Source organism: Viridibacillus arenosi (assembly GCF_001955655.1).
GTDB lineage: Bacteria > Bacillota > Bacilli > Bacillales_A > Planococcaceae > Viridibacillus > Viridibacillus arenosi.
Genome location: NZ_MSPW01000002.1, coordinates 167,088 through 188,462 on the forward strand (window position 1 = coordinate 167,088; position 21,375 = coordinate 188,462).

Annotated in this window: 19 protein-coding genes and 1 other annotated feature; of the genes, 15 read left to right on the forward strand and 4 right to left on the reverse strand. The window is 36.2% G+C overall.

The window, feature by feature from the left end; translation table 11 throughout:
* Positions 1–92: 92 nt before the first annotated feature.
* The 4 genes from BK137_RS04695 (at position 93) to BK137_RS04710 (ending at position 5,386) form a co-directional block, all read left to right on the forward strand.
* Positions 93–929 carry a metallophosphoesterase gene (locus tag BK137_RS04695; protein WP_038187706.1) on the forward strand — a complete coding sequence of 279 codons (837 nt, stop codon included), beginning with the start codon at positions 93–95 and terminating at the stop codon, positions 927–929.
* Positions 930–1,031: 102 nt separating this feature from the next.
* On the forward strand, positions 1,032–1,679 hold the full coding sequence (locus BK137_RS04700; protein WP_038187705.1) for a response regulator transcription factor: 648 nt from the start codon (positions 1,032–1,034) through the stop codon (positions 1,677–1,679).
* Positions 1,680–1,797: 118 nt separating this feature from the next.
* Positions 1,798–3,042, forward strand: a complete 1,245-nt coding sequence (locus BK137_RS04705; RefSeq protein ID WP_200866442.1) for a sensor histidine kinase — start codon at positions 1,798–1,800, stop codon at positions 3,040–3,042.
* Positions 3,043–3,079: 37 nt separating this feature from the next.
* A complete protein-coding gene (locus BK137_RS04710) occupies positions 3,080–5,386 on the forward strand; it encodes a glycoside hydrolase (RefSeq protein ID WP_038187695.1) in 2,307 nt (768 codons plus the stop codon).
* A 132-nt stretch (positions 5,387–5,518) separates the two neighbouring features.
* Here the strand turns inward: BK137_RS04710 and BK137_RS04715 are convergent, their stop codons facing one another.
* Both BK137_RS04715 and BK137_RS04720 read right to left on the reverse strand, forming a co-directional pair.
* Positions 5,519–6,493: a bile acid:sodium symporter family protein gene (locus BK137_RS04715; protein ID WP_038187691.1), complete on the reverse strand. Its 975-nt coding sequence runs from the start codon at positions 6,491–6,493 to the stop codon at positions 5,519–5,521.
* Between the two features lie 231 nt (positions 6,494–6,724).
* Positions 6,725–8,110 carry an FAD-binding oxidoreductase gene (locus BK137_RS04720; protein ID WP_038187688.1) on the reverse strand — a complete coding sequence of 462 codons (1,386 nt, stop codon included), beginning with the start codon at positions 8,108–8,110 and terminating at the stop codon, positions 6,725–6,727.
* Between the two features lie 304 nt (positions 8,111–8,414).
* On the opposite strand from BK137_RS04720, the gene BK137_RS04725 reads away from it, so the two are divergent.
* The gene (locus BK137_RS04725; protein WP_038187685.1) at positions 8,415–9,557 is read left to right on the forward strand and encodes a C40 family peptidase; all 1,143 of its coding nucleotides are present in this window, start codon (positions 8,415–8,417) and stop codon (positions 9,555–9,557) included.
* A 224-nt stretch (positions 9,558–9,781) separates the two neighbouring features.
* Here BK137_RS04725 and sspI read toward each other — a convergent pair whose 3' ends face one another.
* Positions 9,782–9,988 (reverse strand): small acid-soluble spore protein SspI, encoded by a 207-nt coding sequence (gene sspI / locus BK137_RS04730; RefSeq protein ID WP_038187682.1) that lies wholly within the window; start codon positions 9,986–9,988, stop codon positions 9,782–9,784.
* A gap of 137 nt (positions 9,989–10,125) precedes the next feature.
* On the opposite strand from sspI, the gene BK137_RS04735 reads away from it, so the two are divergent.
* The 7 genes from BK137_RS04735 (at position 10,126) to BK137_RS04765 (ending at position 17,740) form a co-directional block, all read left to right on the forward strand.
* Positions 10,126–11,103, forward strand: coding sequence for a zinc-binding dehydrogenase (locus BK137_RS04735; RefSeq protein ID WP_038187679.1), 978 nt, complete (start codon positions 10,126–10,128; stop codon positions 11,101–11,103).
* A gap of 23 nt (positions 11,104–11,126) precedes the next feature.
* Positions 11,127–11,897 carry a TrmH family RNA methyltransferase gene (locus BK137_RS04740; protein ID WP_038187674.1) on the forward strand — a complete coding sequence of 257 codons (771 nt, stop codon included), beginning with the start codon at positions 11,127–11,129 and terminating at the stop codon, positions 11,895–11,897.
* A 62-nt stretch (positions 11,898–11,959) separates the two neighbouring features.
* Positions 11,960–12,190 (forward strand) — a binding site (T-box leader).
* Positions 12,191–12,309: 119 nt separating this feature from the next.
* Positions 12,310–13,347 (forward strand): phenylalanine--tRNA ligase subunit alpha, encoded by a 1,038-nt coding sequence (pheS, locus tag BK137_RS04745; RefSeq protein WP_038188362.1) that lies wholly within the window; start codon positions 12,310–12,312, stop codon positions 13,345–13,347.
* Positions 13,348–13,359: 12 nt separating this feature from the next.
* Positions 13,360–15,765 carry a phenylalanine--tRNA ligase subunit beta gene (pheT, locus tag BK137_RS04750; protein WP_038187672.1) on the forward strand — a complete coding sequence of 802 codons (2,406 nt, stop codon included), beginning with the start codon at positions 13,360–13,362 and terminating at the stop codon, positions 15,763–15,765.
* 126 nt (positions 15,766–15,891) lie between these two features.
* Positions 15,892–16,080 carry a PLD nuclease N-terminal domain-containing protein gene (locus BK137_RS04755; RefSeq protein ID WP_038187668.1) on the forward strand — a complete coding sequence of 63 codons (189 nt, stop codon included), beginning with the start codon at positions 15,892–15,894 and terminating at the stop codon, positions 16,078–16,080.
* Positions 16,077–16,961: an ABC transporter ATP-binding protein gene (locus BK137_RS04760; RefSeq protein ID WP_038187665.1), complete on the forward strand. Its 885-nt coding sequence runs from the start codon at positions 16,077–16,079 to the stop codon at positions 16,959–16,961. The genes BK137_RS04755 and BK137_RS04760 overlap by 4 nt, the downstream gene beginning before the upstream one ends.
* Positions 16,958–17,740 carry an ABC transporter permease gene (locus tag BK137_RS04765; protein WP_038187662.1) on the forward strand — a complete coding sequence of 261 codons (783 nt, stop codon included), beginning with the start codon at positions 16,958–16,960 and terminating at the stop codon, positions 17,738–17,740. The genes BK137_RS04760 and BK137_RS04765 overlap by 4 nt, the downstream gene beginning before the upstream one ends.
* Positions 17,741–17,790: 50 nt before the next feature.
* On the opposite strand, the gene rnhC is transcribed toward BK137_RS04765, so the two are convergent.
* Complete coding sequence (gene rnhC / locus BK137_RS04770; RefSeq protein ID WP_038187660.1) at positions 17,791–18,726, reverse strand: ribonuclease HIII; 936 nt, start codon at positions 18,724–18,726, stop codon at positions 17,791–17,793.
* 84 nt (positions 18,727–18,810) lie between these two features.
* Here rnhC and zapA point away from each other — a divergent pair, with 84 nt between their 5' ends.
* Genes zapA through polX form a run of 3 tightly spaced genes read left to right on the forward strand, consistent with a single transcriptional unit; the run spans position 18,811 to position 21,370 of the window.
* Positions 18,811–19,071 (forward strand): cell division protein ZapA, encoded by a 261-nt coding sequence (zapA, locus tag BK137_RS04775; protein ID WP_038187658.1) that lies wholly within the window; start codon positions 18,811–18,813, stop codon positions 19,069–19,071.
* Between the two features lie 5 nt (positions 19,072–19,076).
* On the forward strand, positions 19,077–19,616 hold the full coding sequence (locus BK137_RS04780) for a CvpA family protein (RefSeq protein WP_038187655.1): 540 nt from the start codon (positions 19,077–19,079) through the stop codon (positions 19,614–19,616).
* A 47-nt stretch (positions 19,617–19,663) separates the two neighbouring features.
* Positions 19,664–21,370 carry a DNA polymerase/3'-5' exonuclease PolX gene (polX, locus tag BK137_RS04785; RefSeq protein WP_038187652.1) on the forward strand — a complete coding sequence of 569 codons (1,707 nt, stop codon included), beginning with the start codon at positions 19,664–19,666 and terminating at the stop codon, positions 21,368–21,370.
* Positions 21,371–21,375: the final 5 nt, after the last annotated feature.

The window sequence follows — 21,375 nt, forward strand, 5'->3', positions numbered from 1 at the left end:
AGAATTAAATTGCGGATAGCATTCAAAACTGTTAACTCTGAATAGACCATGATTAGAAGCTAATAATTCCAAGTTAGAATGGTAGTGTAAAAGTGAAAAGGATAATTATTAATATCATAAAATGGCTAATTATATTAAGTATAGTTGTGGCGGGAATGGTTATATATTCATTTAAAATAGAACCGAAACGCCTTGTTACAAAGGAGTATGAACTTGAACTTACGTCAGGAGGAGAAAGTTCGCTAAGGGTAGTGCAATTTTCGGATGTACATTTAGGTCCGAATTATTCGCTAGAGCAGCTTGAGAAGCTTGTAGTGAAAATTAACGGACTTCAACCTGATGTAATAGCTTTTACTGGAGATTTAATGGATGTACCATCTCAATTTGAAGACAGGTCAAAAATAAGTGCGATTTTGGGTAAACTAAGTAGTAAATATGGAAATTATGCAGTATGGGGAAACCATGACCGTGGAGGCGGTGGAGTCAGGTTTTATGAAGATATAATGAATACCTCTGGATTTAAGCTACTAACAAATGAAAGTAGTACAATAGAGCTTGAAAATGGAAAGATAGTAAATATTATAGGGTTGGATGAAGCAATGCTTGGAAATCCTGATATTCCAAAAGCGTATTCAGGTACTAGTAATCAGGGAATGAATCTCCTTATACTACATCAGCCTGACCTTATAGAAGACGTAGGGTATGACAATATTGATGTAGCACTTGCAGGACATAGTCATGGAGGACAAGTTGATGTGCCATTGATTGGTCCTATATATACGCCCCCTCTTGCAGAGAAATACACTAAAGGGTTATACGAGCTTGGCATTCATAAGTATCTATATGTAAATAGTGGAATCGGAACGACGAGGATTCCAGTTCGGTTTTGGAATCCTGCAGAAATATCGGTGTTTAACATAACTCTATGAAATGAATATAAAATGTAAAGCTTCAAATAATGTCCCCGTCCCCTGGATTGTGCATTATTTGGCGCTTCCCTTTATATTTGTAATCGGAAAGGAGAGCAGAAAATGAATATTCTAATTGCCGATGATGAACAGCATATGGTTAAAATACTTTCAGCCTATTTAAAAGATGAAGGCTTCAATATTCTAGAGGCAAGGGATGGACAGGAAGCATTGGAGATTTTTGAAACAACTAAGATTGAATTGGCAATTTTAGATTGGATGATGCCTAAAATTGATGGAATAGAGGCATGTAAATATATAAAGGAAAACAGTCAAACAAAAGTTCTAATACTAACAGCAAAAGGTCAAAATGAAGACGAATTACACGCTTTCCATGGTGGAGCAGATGAATACATAAAGAAACCATTTGATCCACGAATATTAATATTAAGAATAAAAAAGCTATTAAATATGAGTGAAGAAATAAAAGTGAAAGATATTCTGATCAAAGAGAACGAAAAGAAAGCATATAAACAAAAAGAACCTATCCAACTAACAAAAATAGAATATGATTTATTGCTTATCTTTATAAAAAATAGAGGTGTGATTTTATCGAGGGATAAGTTGATTGATTTAGTTTGGGGCTTGGATTATGAGGGAGATCATAGAACTGTAGATACTCATATCAGAAGATTAAGAACTAAAATTGGGGATGACCTGATTAAAACCTATAGAGGCATTGGATACTGCCTGGAGGTGAAGGAAGATTAAAATTAGGAACAAGTTTTCCATTGGTATATCATCCGTTGTAATTTGCATCTTTATATTCTCAATACTTGCGAATATATTTTTGGTAGACAGATATTACATTCATGAGCAAAGAAAGATTTTGGATAAGGCGGCAAGCGATATACTCAAGGTGTCTAATAAGACCATTTTAATTGATTTGAATGAGATAGAAGAGAAATACGCTATAACTATTGTCTATTCAGAAGCAAGTGGAAGTTTGGATCAAATTAATGAAAGAATGATTCTGGAGTTTGAAAAGAAAAAAATAAAGCTAAATAAATTTTGGCTTACTGAACAAACGTTGGATAAGTTGCAGGAAAAAAGCGTTAATAAGATATACGACCAAGGGGTAAGTAAATATAAAGTTTTGACTAAATTTATGAAAATAGATAATTATATAATCGCTATTGGATTGCCGTTGCCACATATGGAAGATACTATTTCTATAATAAATAGATTTAATATTGTTTTGATGTCCATTTCTGTCATTTTTATTGTCTTTTTAGTAGTGATGATATCCAAAAAAATCACAAGACCATTAGAATCTTTGAAAAATTTATCTCAAGATATTGCCAATTTAAATTTTAGGAAAGAAGAGATAATGACAAATGATGAAGTAGGAGAACTAGCAAAAAGTATAAACATTATGAGTGGGAAATTAGAAAAAGCCCATGAGGAAATTAATAGTCAAAATAAGCGTTTGAAAGAACTAATGTCAGATATATCCCATGAGTTGAAAACGCCACTATCATTAGTGAAAATATATGAACAAGGAATTTCGGACGGTCTGGATGACGGTACTTACAGAGACACCATTGAAGAACAGATTGAAAAAATGAATGCACTAATAGAGAAGCTATTATTTTGGACAGCGTTAGAGAATGGTTCATTAAACAAATCTATTTTTGATATTGGAAAAATAATTATTGAAATGACAAAGAAGTACAAGCTAATCCTACAGGAATACGATATTAATTTATCCTTAAGTATTGATGAGAGCAAAGAATATTTGATTCAAGCTGAAAAAGAAGGAATTGATATTGTACTCGATAATTTAATTACCAATGCTATTAAATATTCCTATGATAAGAATATTGAAATTCATTTAACGAAAAACAACAATGCAGTGAAGCTTACGATTGCTAATGGAATAGGGGAAATGAATGAAAATGATTTAGAAAATATTTGGAGACCCTTTTATGTACTTGAAAAATCAAGAAGTAAGGAGCTTTCAGGAACAGGGTTGGGCTTACCTATCATCAAGACAATTTTAGATAATCACAATTTGGATTATGGATTTGAATTGAAAAATAGTAAGTTAGAGTTTTTTGTCACATTCGTGTAACAAGCCTAGGTTAGTCTAAGACTAGGAGGTGCGATACATGAAAAAAATAATATCTATCGTGTTAATTGTAGTCCTTGCTACTAGTGTTCTTACAGGATGTGTTGGCAACGAAAAAAGGCCAAGCAAAGAGGTCTACACGCAAAAAGATAATTTAGATTTTAACTTTAGTGTAGATCCTGAAACCTTTACGTTTGAGGTGGAATCCAATGGAACTACGGAGAAGGCTTCAGAACCATTGGAGAAAATGAAAGTTTCAAATTTAAAAGACGATGGGGATAACATTAGCTGGACCTATGCAGAGCAGAATCTAGATATAGATATCGAAAAGAAAGATAAGTATGTTGATATTACTGTCAAATCCAATAAAGATGAAGAAAATATGTTTTCTTGGCCAAAAGTGAAAGGTAATGGATACTTACTCCCATTAAATCAAGGAAAGTACATTCCAAGCGATGATTCAGTTTGGAAATACTATCTAAATGAAGAAAAAATGAAAGTGATTGAATCTTTCTCCATGCAGTTTTTTGCAGTTGATAAAGATGAATATTCGTTAGTATATATTATTAAAAACCCCTACAATAATGAAATTGCTTTTGATACAAAAAAAAACATAGAGTTTACTTTTAATCATGAGTTTCCATCTATCAATCAACAGAAGGAATATGGTTTTAGAATTTATTTAACGAAAAAAAATCCAGTACATGTTGCCAAAACTTATAAAAATTATTTAATTGAGCAAGGTGACTTTAAATCTTTAAAGGAAAAGGCTGAAGAAAATAATAATATTGAAAAACTTTATGGTGCCCCTCATATTTATTTTTGGGACAGAACTGTAATTTCAGAAGAAAATATACAATGGGCAAAATTGAAAAGTAGTTTCCCCGATAAGTTGAAATTATGGATTCAGGAGTTATTAGCTACTAAAGTTGAAGATGGGGCAGAGCTTGCAGCCGCATATGAGGATTTAAATAATTACGATTACGTAGACAAATATACTAAAAATAGAATAGTAAAAAGCCTAAGTGCTGTCATGCAACTAAAAGAATTCTATAATACGGAAGTATTTACTAAAGAGGATAAAGAAATTCAAAAGCTAATAAATAAGAAAATAGACAAATTAAATCCAGTAGAATTAATTGAACTTAATAAGAGATTATTAAAAAGCGAGCTTGGTAACGTAGTGGACCCAATAGAAAAGTGGGCAGATGCAAATACTATAGATGTCATAAAAGATATGAAGCATTCAGGGTTAGCGAATTTATGGATAGGTTTAGATGACTGGCAAGAAGGGTTTATTAAACCAGAGTTAGTAATAGAAGCAGAGAATCAGGGATATTTAATCGGCACTTACGATTCGTATCATTCAATCCATGAACCAGGTAAAGAGCAGTGGGAAACGGCTAAGTTTAAGGATACTTCATTGTTTGAAGAAGCAACGGTAACGAATAAAGATGGAAGAAAAATTGAAGGATTTCAAGGCGTAGGTAGAAAGTTGAATCCGACATTAGCAATGCCGAGTGTGAAAGAAAGAGTAACGTCAATTTTAAATACTGGTTTACCATTTAACTCATGGTTTTTAGATACAGATGGCACTGGAGAAATCTTTGATGACTACTCACCAGAACATACTACTACTGAAGCGGAGGATGTCCAAGCTCGAATTAAGAGAATGGAGTATCTACAAAAAGAATGGGGAATGGTAGTCGGAACTGAGGGCGGTAATGATTTTGCTAACAAAACGATTGCTTTTGCACATGGAATAGAAACTCCCTCATTTTCCTGGATGGATGAGGATATGGGCAAAAATAAAGAGAGTAATTATTATGTAGGAAGATACTATTCAAGTACTGGCGGAGTCCCTGAGCTATTTTCTAAACAAATACCAGTGAAGGATAAATATAAGAAACTATTTTTGGATTCAAACTATACCATACCGTTATATAAATTAGTTTACAATAACTCTGTAATCACGACTTATTGGTGGGGATGGGGAACACTAAAAATAGCAGATGAAATTGAAAATAGAATGTTGTATGAAGTACTTTACAATGTACCTCCTCTTTATCACATTGATAAATACGAGTGGAAAAAGTACAAAGATACAATAATAAACCATTCTAAAGTGTGGTCAAGTTTCAGCAAAAAGGCAATAAAGGAAGAAATGACAGATTATAAAATTCTATCAGATGACAGATTAGTCCAAATGACTGAATATGGTAAATCATTAAGCGTGGTAGCAAATTTCTCTGAAAGTGAATTTGCTGTTCAAGGTGAGAAAGTACCTGGGAAATCAGTGTTAATCATTGATGGAAATAGTAAAACCATTTATACACCAGAGAAGTAAGTGTAAAATAAAGTGTATTGTAACCAATCAATTTAAGGTGAAGACTATTCTTGCCAAAACATATTTAATCCCCACCTGAAAGATGAACAGGTGGGGATAATTTTGAATTCGGACAAGAATTCTTATCTCATTTTATGCTTTTTGTGTAACCGTGGAAGTAGCCTTCTCAACCTCAACTTGATCTACAGGGCGTTTTGACCAATATGTTGCAAGAATTGGTCCGGAGATATTATGCCATACAGCACCGAATGTACTTGGTAAGGCAGCTAGTGGACCAAAGTGTGCTGCAGCAAGTGCTACACCTAATCCAGAGTTTTGCATACCAACTTCAATAGAAATGGCACGTTGGTCTTGTAAAGAAAGGCCACATAATTTCCCTGCATAGTAACCTAATAATAAACCTGCTCCGTTGTGTAAAAATACAGCAAAGAATACTAGTAAACCAGCAGAAGCGATTTTATCTTGGTTACCTGAAACTACTGCAGATACTATAATAATGATAGCGAAAACGGAAATTAAAGGCACAATTGAAATACTTTTATCAACGATAGTTGGCAAGAATTTGCGAACAAGTATACCAAGTGCGATCGGAACGATAATAACTTGGATAATAGACATAAACATAGATTTTGCATCTACAGGCATCCATTGACCAGCTAATAACAATAATAATAATGGTGTCAAAATAGGTGCAAGTAATGTAGAGACAGAAGTCATTGTAATCGATAAAGGCACGTTACCTTTTGCTAAATACACCATAACATTAGAAGCAGTACCACCTGGAACAGAACCTAGTAATACAAGACCCGCAGCTAGTTCTGAAGGTAATTGCAAAATGTAAGCGATCGCAAGTGCTGTAAGTGGCATAATCGTAAACTGTGCTACGATTCCGATGAGTACGGGTAATGGTTTTGTCAAAACGAGTTTAAAATCATTAGCCTTAAGTGTAAGTCCCATTCCAAACATAACGACTCCAAGTAATATCGTAATATATTGGCCGAATCCTAAAAAAGGTGTAGGTGCTAAATAAGCTATTACGGCAATCAGCATTACCCACAGAGCAAAGTATTTTCCGATAAATGTGCTAAACGTTTCAAGTATTTTCATTTGTGCAACATCCTTTCTTTATCTCTCTGATAAATTTTTAAAAGAGGATAGACATAAAATACAAAAGTAAGTATTACATCATAATAAATTCAAATAAATATATTATTCTGAAAATTTATAATAATACATTTATTATAATGGTGATTAAGCAGATTACAAGAGAATTTTAAAAAAACTAGTAAAAACCCCGCTCCTAATATTAAATAGTAGCGGGGTATCACATTATATATCTTATTCTTCGATACGAACGATTTTACCTGGATTCAAAATATTGTTTGGATCAAGTGAGATTTTAATAGCTTTCATGACATTATATGATTCGCCATGCTCTTTAGCTTGGTATTTTTGTTTCCCGATTCCAACGCCGTGTTCTCCAGTACAAGTACCGTTTCGATCTAATGCAAATTGTACGATAGCTTCATTAAAAGCATCGGCTCTCTTAACTTCCTCTGCATCTTTCATATCAATCATAACTATCGCGTGGAAATTACCATCACCGACATGACCTAATACTCCACCTGGAAGATTAGCTGCATTTAGTTGTTCACGTGCAAAATGAACAGCATCAGCTAAGTCTGAGATGGCTACGCAAACATCTGTTACCATTTGTTTTTTACCAGGATGACCGTGTGTATAAGCGTAAGCTAAGTTATGACGAGCATCCCAAAGTTTTGTACGAGCAGTATTATCAGATTCGAACTGTACTTCTACACAACCATGATCCTCCATAATTTCACGTGTAAATATCACATCTTGTGCTAAACCTGCTTCATTACCGTGAAATTCGATAAATAGAGTTGGTTTTTCAGGATAATCAGTGTCGCTGTAATGATTTACTTGGCGAATAGACTCTTCGTCGACTAATTCAACTCGTGCAATCGGAACGCCGACTTGTAAAATAGAAGTAACAGCAGCAATTGCATCTTCAACTGTCGGGAAGACAGCACGAGCAGCCGTTTCAAATTCAGGAATACCATAAACCTTTAATGTAAGTTCTGTGAAGCAACCAAGGGTACCTTCAGAGCCTACAAATAAACCATTTAAATGATAGCCAGATGATGATTTTGCAGCTAAATTACCAGTGTGAATAATTCTGCCGTCTGCTAAAACAACTTCTAAGTCACGTACTTGGTCGCGCATGACGCCATATCGTACAGCCGTTGTGCCGCTCGCGTTTGTCGCAGCCATCCCGCCTAAAGTAGCATCTGCACCAGGATCTACTGAGAAAAAGAGACCGTGTTTTTTAAGTTCTTTATTTAACTGCATTCTTGTGACACCAGGTTGTACTTTTACAAGTAAATCATCTTGACGAATTTCTAAAATTTTATCCATTAAAGAAAAGTCAATCGTAATACCATTTTGATAAGGAATAACATGACCTTCTAAACTAGAACCTCTCCCAAAAGGTACTACAGGAACTACTAGCTCGTTTGCCAGTTTCATAATTTCACTTACTTGTTCCTTCGTTTTAGGGAAAACAACGATGTCTGGAAGGGAAGCCACATGATATGATTCGTCTTGACCGTGTAGCTCTCTCACTGTCTCGTTAACAGAAACTTGATCTCCGTCTAGGAATTGTTTTAACGCTTCTACAATGTTATCAACTGCTACTGTCATTTCAATTCGCCTCACTTTAAATTTTTGAAGAATCCGAAATATGATTATTTTCGGATAATTAACGATGTAATAGAATTTATTATAATATGGCCACGATATTACGCAAGACAAAATATGGATAGAGCTGTTTTTATAGAATGTTAGTTAGGAATAGCTAAATTCCATACACTAAAGATTACATTTATGTTACAGTACATGTCGAAATATTGTTTTTCATATAGCAGAAGTATAGACTGGAAAATAGTCAAGTAAAAAAACATAGCAAAACACCCATAATATTACATAGAAAAGTAGATGATAATTAATGAAGAAGATATTCAAAAATGTTTTAGCAATAACCGTTTTAGCGGCTGCTCTATTACAAGTATCCCCTTCTTACGCTAGTCCTTCAAATGGCTCAGCTCAAACAAAAGCTGAACAAAAAGCCTTAAAGCTTGAACAAAAAATCCAAAAGATTGATAACAGTATTATTGAGGCAATGGATAAGGTTGATCGACTAAATAAGAAAATTAAAAACTCGAACGAAAAAATTACTCAAACAAAAAAAGACATTAAACAAACGCAAACAGAATATGAATTCCGTAAAACATTATATGAAGAGCGATTAAGAGATATCCAAGGTGAAAGCAAGAGTGAATGGATGTTATATGCAGATGTCTTACTATCATCTGAAGGTATGTCTGATTTCATCGACCGTACAACAGCCGTAACTCAAATTTTAAATAGTGATCAATCATTAATGACAGAGCTAAATGAAAAAGAAGATAAGCTAATCACTTCAAAAACATCTCTTGATAAAATTAATAAAGAATTGAAAAAAGATAAGAAAGATTTAGCTAAAGAAATGAAGCAAATCAAAAAAGATAAAAAGAAAGTTGTATCTAAACTAAAAGCAACGAAAAAAACAATTAAAGAAGAAAAGGCCGCTAAAAAAGCTGAAAAGGCTGCTCAAAAACGTGCAGAGAAAGCAGTAAGAGAAGCAGTAAAAACAGCTTCTAATGACGATGAAAAAACAGTGAGCTTACCACCAGTAGTGAATATCACAAAAACATCAAACAAAAATGATGCCCTAAACCTAACAAATCAAAAACCTTCAGGCGGAGATGCATCTGGTCTAATTGGTTATGCGAAGAATTTCCTTGGCGTACCATATGTATGGGGTGGTACTTCACCATCAGGCTTTGATTGTTCAGGTTTAATGCAATATGTTTACCGTTCTGAAGGCATTAGTCTTCCGAGAACGTCTAGTCAACAACAAAATGCAGGTACTCGTATTTCACCTAATGATGTCCAAGCTGGCGATTTAGTGTTCTTTGGTAGCCCTGCGTACCACGTTGGTATGTATATCGGTAATGGCCAATGGTTACATGCACCTCAAACTGGTGATGTCGTGAAAATCGCATCTTACAATCCATCTAGTTTCTCGAGTGCAGCACGCGTAAGATAATTAAAAATTAATAAGAAAAATAGTTATGAATAATGTGTAACAAGCTGAACTAAGCAATTTTATTAGTTCAGCTTTTTATATATTGAAAAGGTGAAATTTGTTGAAATTTCATTCGCTAAGATATAAGTTAAGGGTGAAAATGAGTATTAACTAGGTGGGAATATCATTGTCTCTAAATGAAAAACTGCCCAAGCGAAGTTGACATCGTTTGGACAGTTTTTTTATTAGGCCATTGCTTTGGATAAATCTTGCATAAAATTTTGTCTTTTTTGTTGATCTGCATTATTCCACCATGCTTCTAGAAAGACGCCAAGTCCAGGGAGTAAATGCTCCTCACCGCGTTTAATCGCATCTTCAACAACATTCTCCAGTTCGTCGGCGCTTTGACCTTGAACATTAGCTTTAACGGCTTGTCGTATTTGAAAATTCATACTTCATCCCTCCTATTATCATTTTTGCCGTTAGGCTCGATAGTTATACATTCATTTGTTAAAATTAGAATGGTTGATATTATTTACTATTGTGAATTTTATGAAAAAATATTACATAACTAAGGGGTTGTTTTATCATGAGAGCATTTGTTTTTGAAAAAGGATCTTTTAAAGTAACTGAATTACCTAACCCACAAGCTGGCGCTTTAGAAGCAGTAGTTGCGATTAAAGCTTCAGGATTAAATCGTCGAGATTTGTATACACCAGGACGTTTAGGAAATGATAGCGAGGCGCTTATTTTAGGTTCTGATGCAGCCGGTGTTATTGAAGCAATAGGTGAGGGTGTGACAGATTGGCAAGTAGGAGATGAAGTCATTATTAATCCTTCATTGCGTTGGTATGAAAATTCTGATGTACCCCCTGCTGATTTTGATATCTTAAGTTTTCCTGACAACGGAACATTCGCGGAGAAAATTGCTATTTCAGTGGAACAACTAGAGCGAAAGCCAGCACATCTTTCATTTGAAGAGGCTTCTGTTATTGGTATTTCACCATTAACAGGTTATCGTGCCTTATTTACAAAAGGGCAAATAGAAGCGGGGCAAACAATATTTATCCCAGGAGCAGGTAGCGGTGTTGCGACGTTTTTAATCCAAATGGCTAAAAATGTTGGAGCTAGAGTCATAGTCTCTTCTCGTAGTGAAGAAAAACGAAATGCAGCACTTAAAATTGGTGCTGACATTGCGATTGATACGCACGCTGACTGGGTAGAATTATTAAAAGAGGAACAAATCGATGTTGTTATTGAAAGTGTTGGACGTGCAACTTTTAATCGCTCTTTGGATGTTTTAAAAAAGGGTGGTAAAATAGTATTGTTCGGTGCAACAACAGAAGACGTTGTCGATTTTGACTTACGAAAATTTTTCTATGGACAATATACATTGTATGGGACTACAATGGGAAGTCGCGAGGAATTCCGTGCATGCCTTGAGCATTTAGCGAAATTTAACACGCATCCAGTGATGGACCGAACTTTCTCATTAGATGAAGCGGAACAAGCGCTTGAATATTTAAAAGAAAATCATCAGTTTGGCAAAATAACTATAACGATTTAAAAATTAAAGGCGGTATACATTTTATGAAAAGAATAGAATCACCACAAAATTCACTAGTGAAGTATTGGAAAAAACTGGTGACAACTAGAAAAGAACGTGAACGCTCTGGCGAATTTATCGTTGAAGGATTCCATTTAGTTGAAGAAGCAATTAAAAACAATGGTGAGGTATTAACAATTATCGTCCGTGAAGGTGTGGACATTCCACATACATGGAATATTGATGACATTTTTGTTGTAGAAGTAACACAAGCAATTGCAAAAGAATTGTCTGAAACAGAACATCCTCAGGGTATCTTCGCACAATGTAAACAACGTGAAGTAACAGAGGAAGAACAAGTAGGCTGGACAAAATTATTATTAATTGATGCAGTTCAAGATCCAGGTAATGTGGGTACAATGATTCGTACGGCAGATGCAGCAGGTATTGATGCGGTTATTCTTGGTAAAGGCTCAGCGGATGCTTTCAATCCAAAAACAGTCCGCTCTGCTCAAGGATCGCATTTCCATATTCCTGTGGTGAAAGGGGATCTTGGAGACTGGATTGACAGTTTACAAGACAGATTAATCCCTGTTATCGGGACAGCTTTAGATAATGCAGTAGTATATTCTGAAGTGAAAAAAGGCGATAAATTTGCACTTATTATGGGCAATGAAGGCAATGGTATTCACCCAGACTTACTTGCAAAAACAGATGCCAATGTAATCATTCCAATTTTAGGGCAAGCTGAATCTTTAAATGTAGCAGTAGCTTCTGGTATTTTGTTATATAACTTCGCAGTTTCGGCAAAGTGACCTTGAAGAAAACAATTTAGTTGCGTATAATGTTTATTATTGCATACAATAATTTATAAAAATTAAATGCTTTGATCGGAAAAAGTATATGTTTCTACACTTTTTAGGGAGTGCTCGCCAAAGACTGCAAGCGTGCATAAAGTTGTGTTACATGGAAGTTCACTCCGTTAGCAGCCACCGGGACCAGCAATTGCTGTAAAGGTAGGCCGGTTTAGAGCCGTTATGTCAATGAAGTGATTGTACTTAAGTACAATAACTAGGGTGGTACCGCGAACTATGTCCTCGTCCCTTTTTAGGGGGCGAGTTTTTTTGTGCAGATTTTTTACATTCTACATGAAAAGAAGGTTTGCATGTTTAGTAAAAACAATTTGTTTTTTACTATTCGATATTGGAAGGAGGAATTTAAATGGCAATGGAAGAACAATTAAATCAGCTAAAGGAAGAAGCTTTAGCGAAAATTGCAGCGGCATCGAACTCTAAAGAGTTGAATGATGTGCGTGTTGCTTATTTAGGTAAAAAAGGTCCAATCACGGATTTATTAAAAGGGATGGGTAAACTGCCTGCAGAGGAACGTCCTAAAATGGGTGCTCTAGTAAACGTTGTACGTCAAGAAGTGACTGAGGTGCTTGAAGCACGTGCGCAATTACTAGAGGAAAAAGCGGTTCAGGAACAACTTGAAAAAGAATCAATTGACGTGACTTTACCAGGTCGTCCTATAAAAGTTGGTAGTAAACATCCGTTAACAAAGGTTGTTGAAGAAATAGAAGACTTATTCATCAGCATGGGATATGAAATTGCGGAAGGACCAGAAGTTGAAAAAGACTATTATAACTTCGAAGCATTAAACCTGCCAAAAGGTCACCCTGCTCGTGATATGCAAGATACATTCTATATTTCTGAAGAGATTTTACTTCGTACACAAACTTCTCCTGTACAAGCTCGTACTATGGAAGAAAAACAAGGTGCTTCTGTGAAAATTATCTGTCCAGGTAAAGTATTCCGCCGTGACAATGATGATGCTACACATTCGCATCAATTCAATCAAATTGAAGGACTTGTAATAAGCGAGAACATTACAATGAGCGATTTAAAAGGTACTTTGGATCTTTTCGCGAAAAAAATGTTTGGCCAAGAACGTGAAATTCGTTTACGCCCAAGTTTCTTCCCATTCACTGAGCCTTCAGTAGAAATGGATATCTCTTGTTTCAAATGTGGTGGATCTGGCTGTAGTTTATGTAAACAAACTGGTTGGATTGAAATTCTAGGTGCCGGTATGGTACATCCAAACGTTCTTGAGATGGCTGGTTATGATCCTAAAAAAGTTTCAGGCTTCGCATTTGGTATGGGGCAAGAACGTATTGCAATGTTGAAATATGGGGTGGACGATATCCGTCATTTCTATACGAATGACATCCGATTCTTATCACAATTCCACCGCACAGAAGAGTAAGGAGGGGTAAACATGCTAGTATCGTTAAAATGGTTAGAACAATATGTTGATTTACAAGGCCTAGAGCCAGCAGTTTTAGCAGAAAAAATTACACGTTCTGGGATTGAAGTGGACGGCGTTGCAAACCTAGCTGAAGGTATGAAAAAGCTAATGGTTGGCGAAGTGAAAGAAAAAGTAAAACACCCAGAAGCGGATAAATTAAATATTTGCCAAGTAGATTTTGGTGAAGAAGAATTATCACAAATCGTATGTGGAGCTCCAAACGTAGCAGTTGGTCAAAAAGTGATCGTTGCTCGTCCAGGTGCCCATTTACCGGGTGGCAAAATCAAAAAAGCCAAACTTCGTGGTGAAGTATCTAACGGCATGATTTGTTCACTACAAGAGCTTGGTATCGAAGGTAAATTAGTACCGAAAGCTTACAGTGAAGGTATTTTCGTATTACCTGCGGAAACGCCAGTAGGGGCAGATCCACTTGAAGTACTTGGCCTATATGATACAGTGCTTGAACTTGGTTTAACACCAAACCGTTCAGATGCTATGAGTATGTTAGGTGTAGCTTATGAAGTAGGAGCAATCCTTTCTGAGGATGTTAAATTACCGGAACTAGATTATACAGAATCAACTGAAAAAGCTTCTGATTATTTAAAACTTCGTGTAGATGCACCGGTAGAAAACCCTATGTACGTAGCAAAAGTTGTGAAAAACGTTAAAGTAGCTGAGTCTCCATTATGGTTGCAACAGCGTTTAATGGCGGCTGGCGTACGTCCGCATAACAATGTTGTCGATGTTACTAACTACATCTTAATGGAATATGGTCAACCGCTTCACGCATTTGACTATGACCGTTTAGGAACAGGGGAAATTGTAGTTCGTTTAGCTAATGAAGGCGAAAAAATAACGACTCTTGATGATAAAGAACGTACATTAAATGCGAGTAATCTTGTTATTACTAATGCTAAAGAACCAGTAGCTGTAGCTGGTGTTATGGGCGGATTAAACTCAGAAGTGCATGAAGGGACAACGACTGTTGTCATTGAATCAGCATACTTTGAAGGTTTATCAGTACGCTATACATCAAAAGACTTAGGTTTACGTAGTGATGCAAGTGCCCGTTTTGAAAAAGGTCTTGATCCAAACCGTGTTATTCCAGCAGCTGAACGTGCAGCTAAATTATTAGCAGAACTAGCTGGTGGGGAAGTATTAGCTGGCTCAGTAATGTTTGATGAATTAGATAAAACTCCTGCAAAAGTAATCGTTTCTCCTGACTTTATCAATGCTCGTCTTGGTATGAAGATTTCTTTAGATGATATGGTGTCAATTTTAAAACGTTTAAAATTTGATGTTGAAACTGCGAATGGCATGCTCTATGTAGATGCACCAACTCGTCGTCAAGATATTAAAATTGAGGAAGATATCGTCGAAGAAATTGCACGAATTTATGGCTACGATGAAATTCCAACAACACTTCCTGTAAGTGAAACAACACCTGGTGGTTTAACACCTTATCAAGCAAAACGTCGTATCGTACGTGCATATTTAGAAGGTGCAGGTCTTCACCAAGCGATTACTTACTCATTAACATCTGATGCACTTTCACAAAAATTTGCATTAGAAACGGCGCCTGTTACAAAACTGTTAATGCCAATGAGTGAAGAACGTAGCACATTACGTCAAAGCTTAATCCCACATTTAGTGGAAGCAGCGTCTTATAATGTCGCACGTCAAGCAGACTTAGTAGCACTTTATGAAGTAGATTCTGTATTCTTAGGTTTAACTGAAGAAAGTCTTCCACATGAAGAAGAACATGTAGCTGCAGTTATCACGGGTAAATGGTTAGATCACGCTTGGCAAGGTGAACATAAACAGGTTGATTTCTTCGTATTAAAAGGAATCGTTGAGGGTCTATTTGATCGCCTAGGTTTAGCAGATGCAGTAACATTTGAACGCGCTACTTTAGATGGTTTACACCCAGGACGTACGGCTAACGTATTATTAAATGGCAACCGTATTGGTTTAATCGCGCAATTGCACCCAACAGAACAAAAAGCAAATGGCTTAAAAGAAACATACGTAATGGAAATGAACTTAGCAGCTATTTTAGAAGCGTCTACTGAAGCACTAGTTTACGTTCCAGTTCCACGTTTCCCTTCGATGTCGCGTGATATCGCTTTAGTTGTTGATAGAAGCGTAGCGGCAGCGGATCTTGAAGTAATTATCCGTCAAGCAGGTGGTACTTTATTGAAAGATGTTCGTGTCTTCGATTTATATGAAGGAGACAAAATGGAAGAAGGTAAAAAATCAGTAGCCTTCTCACTACAATACTTCGAACCTGAGCGTACTTTAACAGATGAAGAAGTAGTAGCAGCACATGACGAAGTGTTAAAAGCATTAGCAGAAGCAAATGCACAAATTCGTTAATTAAATAGATTTTTAAACTAAATACCTGATCAGACATTATGTCTTGGTCAGGTATTTTTTTAATATCCTTTTCATGGAAAAGATTATCTGTTATATTTATTGTATAACAAAGAAGAGGTGAACAAGATGAGTTCATTATTATTGATGCTATTACCGATAATAATCATTCAGTTTATTTTAATGATTGTTGCTTTAATTGATCTAGTGAAAATTCCGCAAACAAATGGGCCGAAATGGCTGTGGGCTATTGTGATTGTTTTTGCGAACATTTTAGGACCTATTATTTACTTTATCTTCGGGAGAAAACAAGTATGAGCCAGTTATTAAAAGTTTCAGCGTTGCAAAAGAATTATGGACAGCATGAAGTGATTAAAAATATATCTTTTGAGTTAATACAAGGAACAGCAACGGCTTTAATTGGACCAAATGGAGCAGGTAAAACAACTATATTATCGATGCTTGCTGGGCTATTGAAACCAACAAATGGGCAAATTCAATTCGACGGAATAGCAGGGGACCCGAGAGATGCGATTGGGTTTTTACCACAATATCCACAGTTTAATACTTGGCTAACAGCGAGTGAATTTTTAATAATGGCAGCGAGATTAAGTGGATTGACTGCTCAAACTGCGAAGGAAGAGTCAGAGAAAATGCTTCAATTCGTTGGCTTAAAAGATGCAGTAAATAAAAAGATTGGTACGTTCTCTGGTGGTATGAAACAAAGATTGGGTCTAGCACAAGCCATTATACATAAACCCAAACTCCTCTTATTGGATGAGCCAGTATCAGCTCTTGATCCAGCAGGTCGCTTAGATATGATGAATTTGATGAAGTCGTTACAACAAGAAATGACGATTTTGTATTCAACACATATTTTGAATGATGCTGAGCAAATGACGGATCAGCTATTATTCTTGAAAGCTGGTAAATTAGTTGAGCAAGGTTCATTACAAGATGTCAAAGCAAAATACGAACATCGTCAAATTGTAGTGGAATTTAAAGTAGTAGAAGAGGCTGCTCAATTTGTAGTGAATAGTACATTAAGTGCAGAGCAACAAGGTAACATTGTGATTTTACAGACAGATGATATGCAACAAGTTATTCAGGAGTTAGCGAAGGAGACCTTTGAAATCCGGAAAGTTGAGCAGCAATCTGCTAGCTTGGAGGAAATCTTCATGAAGGTGGCAAAACTATGATACAATGGCGTGTACTTTTACAAAAAGAATGGCGTGATCATGTACGTAGCTTGAAGATATTATGGATTCCTCTTGTATTTGTATTATATGGTGTTATGCAGCCGGTAACACTATATTATATGGAAGATATTATGAAGGCTGTCGGCAATATGCCTGAGGGATTTGATATGGGTATAGCAGATATGACATCGGTTGAAGTAATATCTTCTACAGTCGGACAGTTCCATCTCATTGTTTCACTTATTATTGTTTTAAGCTTTATGGGGATTATTAGTAAGGAAAGAAAAAATCGTACAGCCGCACTATTGTATGTACGACCAATTTCTTTTGCTTCTTATTACTTCAGTAAGTGGTCTGGAGCAACAATTGTTGCGCTCTTTAGTACAATAATAGGCTTATTAGCAAGCTATTACTATACGGTGATTTTATATAATGAGGTAGAAGTTTGGCGGATAGCAGCCCTCATTGGCACTTATAGTCTATGGGTATTGTTCGTCGTGACGGTGACAGTCACAGCGAGTGCATTATTCTCTACGGGTGTTGCGGGTACTCTAGCAATTCTTCTGACGTATTTTCTACAGCTAATCGATAGCATTATCGGACAGTTCTGGACAGTGTCTCCTTGGAAATTGGGCACATACGCAGTAACGTGGCTTGGGTCAAAACCAGATAGTAGTGATTTTTGGTTATCGGTCGTCGTGACGGTTGTTGCCATAATAGTGTTAATGTTAGTCGGAGTATTTGGTGCAAGAAAGAATATGGAGAATATAAAAATATAAAAAACAAGCTATTCCTTCTCTTCATGTAAAGAGAGAGGAATAGCTTGTTTTTATTTAGATCGTTTTTTAGTCGCTATAGAGTGGGCTTTTTGAGTATTTGCAAAATGCCATTTCGTCATAGATTTTAATGTCGCTTCGCCTTTTGATAATAAAATACGCGCGGCCATTTCATCTACCTTATTACTAGCTCCCTTTTGAAGATCAAATCCAACTAAATCGCCGAGGCGGTCCATTTCTTTTAAGAAGGCGTATCGTGCTAGAATAGAGGCAGCGGCTACTGAAACATGTAATTGTTCTGCTTTTGTAGCAAATAGTACATTCTCTTTAACGATGATTTTTTCATTTTTTAGGTGGTTATAGTAAATGCCACGTTCCGCAAATTGGTCAATCAAAATATGTGCTGGTTTTTCTGGTGCAATTTTGCCGAGCACGTTATGAAGTGCCTGGTTGTGCATCATTGCTTTGATTTTCCCTTGAGACCAGCCTCTAGCTTGAATAGTGTTATATTTGTCGTTTCGTACCGTTAGAATGCTATGAGGTAATGCTCGCATTAAGTCAGGTGCGATTTGTCTCATAAAGTCATCCGTTAGCATTTTAGAGTCTTTAACACCGAGCTCACGAACGAGATCGATTTTATCAGCAGATACATATACGGCGGCTACCGTTACTGGGCCGAAAAAATCGCCTGTTCCTGTTTCATCAGAACCTATTACGGAGAGTTGTTCAAAATTGGAAGGCAACTTATCACCCTTTGATGACGTCTTTTTAGTCGTAGGATCATTAGGTTTCCCCCATCGACTAGACTCCCGTTCGGCTCCGTTACCTTGAAACATCACTTTGCCAGATTTATATGAAGTGATAGAAGTATCGCTTAACTTCGCAGCAAATATGACTCCTGGCGCATTGCGTTCTACTCTAGATGAGGCATAATAAGAAGCAAGTTCTCCTTGCTTTTCGGTTGTTAAAACAATTACAATATTAGACATTTTATAGTCCTTTCTACTCTCGTTATTCACATGATAAACAGTTTCATGGTATGATTAGAAATAGGATTTTAAGGAGGGGCAGCTGTGTCAGAGCAACAAAAAAATCGAATTTCAGTTGATATATATGGTCAAACATATACTATGCTTGGTACAGAGTCAACAACACATATGCGTTTAGTCGCGTCCACAGTTGACAATACTATGAGAGAGATTAAACAGGCAAACCCGAGCCTTGACAGTACAAAACTGGCCGTCCTTACAGCTGTAAATTCAGTAAATGATAGTTTGAAATTAAAAGAGCAACTTGTATTATTAGAAGAAGAACTGAAAAAACTAAAGGATTGAAGTAAATGATCGATATACTTATAATTATTTTATTAATTGCCGGCATTATCACTGGCGGAAGAAGAGGTTTAGTAGTCCAGTTGATACATATCATTGGATTTTTAATCGCGATGATTGTCGCTTATGTTTATTATAAACCTTTAGCTGAGAAATTTGTGCTTTGGATTCCATATCCAGCAGTTGACGGGAATACGACGTTAACTTATGCGATGGAACAATTAGATCTTAGTCAAACATTTTATCAGCTACTTGCCTTTGCACTTATTTTCTTTGTCGTCAAATTTGCAATGCAAATTGTGGCGTCAATTTTTGATTTCTTAAAATATGTGCCTATTATAGGTCCGTTTAATCGCTTTTTTGGCGGAATACTAGGATTTATAGAAGCTTATATATTAGTATTTATTTTACTTTATATTTTAGCGTTATTACCATTAGATGGTATCCAGAAGTATGTTGATAATTCAATCCTCACAAAATTAATGCTCGAATATACACCAATTATTTCGAACATGTTCAAAAATATGTGGTTTGTCTACATGAAATAACTGTTCTCAACTGAGAGCAGTTTTTTTACGAATAAGGAGGTCATTTTTTGAATAAAAAAACTATCATTCGTACATTTGAAAAAATAGCCTTGTATTTAGAATTACAAGGTGTTAACCCATTTAAAATTTCAGCATTTAGAAAAGCTGCGGCAGCACTAGAAGCAGATACAAGAAGCCTGAGCGAAATTGAAGATATTACTGCGATAAAGGGCATTGGTAAGGGTACTGCAGCAGTTATAGAAGATTTACTGGCAACGGGCGAATCTTCTGTTTTAAAAGAACTTGAAGAGGAAGTACCTAAAGGGTTACCACCATTATTAAAATTGCCTGGCCTTGGCGGGAAGAAAATTGCTAAGTTATATCAAGAGTTAGGCGTGGATTCAGCAGATACGCTAAAGGCAGCTTGTGAAGAAGGTAAAGTTTCCGCTCTCGCCGGCTTTGGCAAAAAAACTGAAGAAAAGATATTAAAAGAACTAGAGGCATTTGGCACACGTTCTGAGCGACTACCAATTTGGCAATTAGATAAAGTTGTCCAAGAAATTGAAGCTATTTTAAGCGGGATTTCTGAAGTGCAACAGTTTTCGGTCGCAGGTAGCTTTAGACGTGTAAAGGAATCGAGTAAGGACGTTGATTTCATTATTGCAACGGCAAACCGAGAAGCGGTGAAAGAACAACTTTTAGGGGCACTTGTCATTTCAGAAATCATTGCAGCAGGGGATACTAAAATTTCAGTAACTTTGGACGCCGAAGAGCCCGTTAGCGTTGACTTCCGTCTAGTGACACATGATGAATATGCAACGGCACTTCATCACTTTACTGGGTCAAAAGAACATAATGTAAGAATGCGTCAATTGGCAAAAGACCTTGGTAAGAAAATAAGTGAATATGGTGTAGAGCAAGCGGATGGAACTGTAACAACATTTGCTTCAGAAGCTGAATTTTTTGCTCATTTTGACTTACCGTTTATCCCACCTAGTATACGAGTAGGTAATAAAGAATTTGACCGTTTGGATGAGATTAAGGAACTTGTTCAATTAGAAGATATTCGTTCTGATTTGCATATGCATACAACATGGTCTGATGGTGCTTATGCAGTACATGAAATGGGTGAAGCACTCATTGCTAGAGGTTATGAATATGCGGTTATTACGGATCACTCACAATATTTAAAAGTTGCAAATGGTTTAACACCTGAACGATTAATCGAACAGCGCAAAGAGATTTGGGCATTCAATGAAAAGCATCCAGACTTCCGTTTGCTTGCAGGAACTGAGATGGATATCTTACCAGATGGGTCGCTTGATTTTGAAGATGATGTATTAAAGGAATTAGACTTTGTCATTGCGTCGATCCACTCCAGCTTTTCACAGCCGCAAGAGAAAATTATGGACAGGCTACATAATGCTCTAAAAAACCCATATGTTCATATGATTGCCCATCCTACTGGTCGTATAATAGGTGATCGTGAAGGCTATAACCCAGATATCTCTCAATTGATTGAATGGGCTAAAGAATATGGTAAAATTTTAGAGTTAAATGCAAATCCATATCGTCTTGATTTATGTGAAGAACATTTAGAAATGGCAGCCGCTGCGGGTGTGCCAATTGCTATAAATACAGATGCACATGCCATTGACCAACTTCGTTTTATGGAAGTTGGAACGAAATACGCACAAAAAGCATGGTTAAAGAAAAATAATATCGTGAATACGTGGACATTAGAAGATTTTGTCCACTTTATACAGAAGAAATGAAGGGG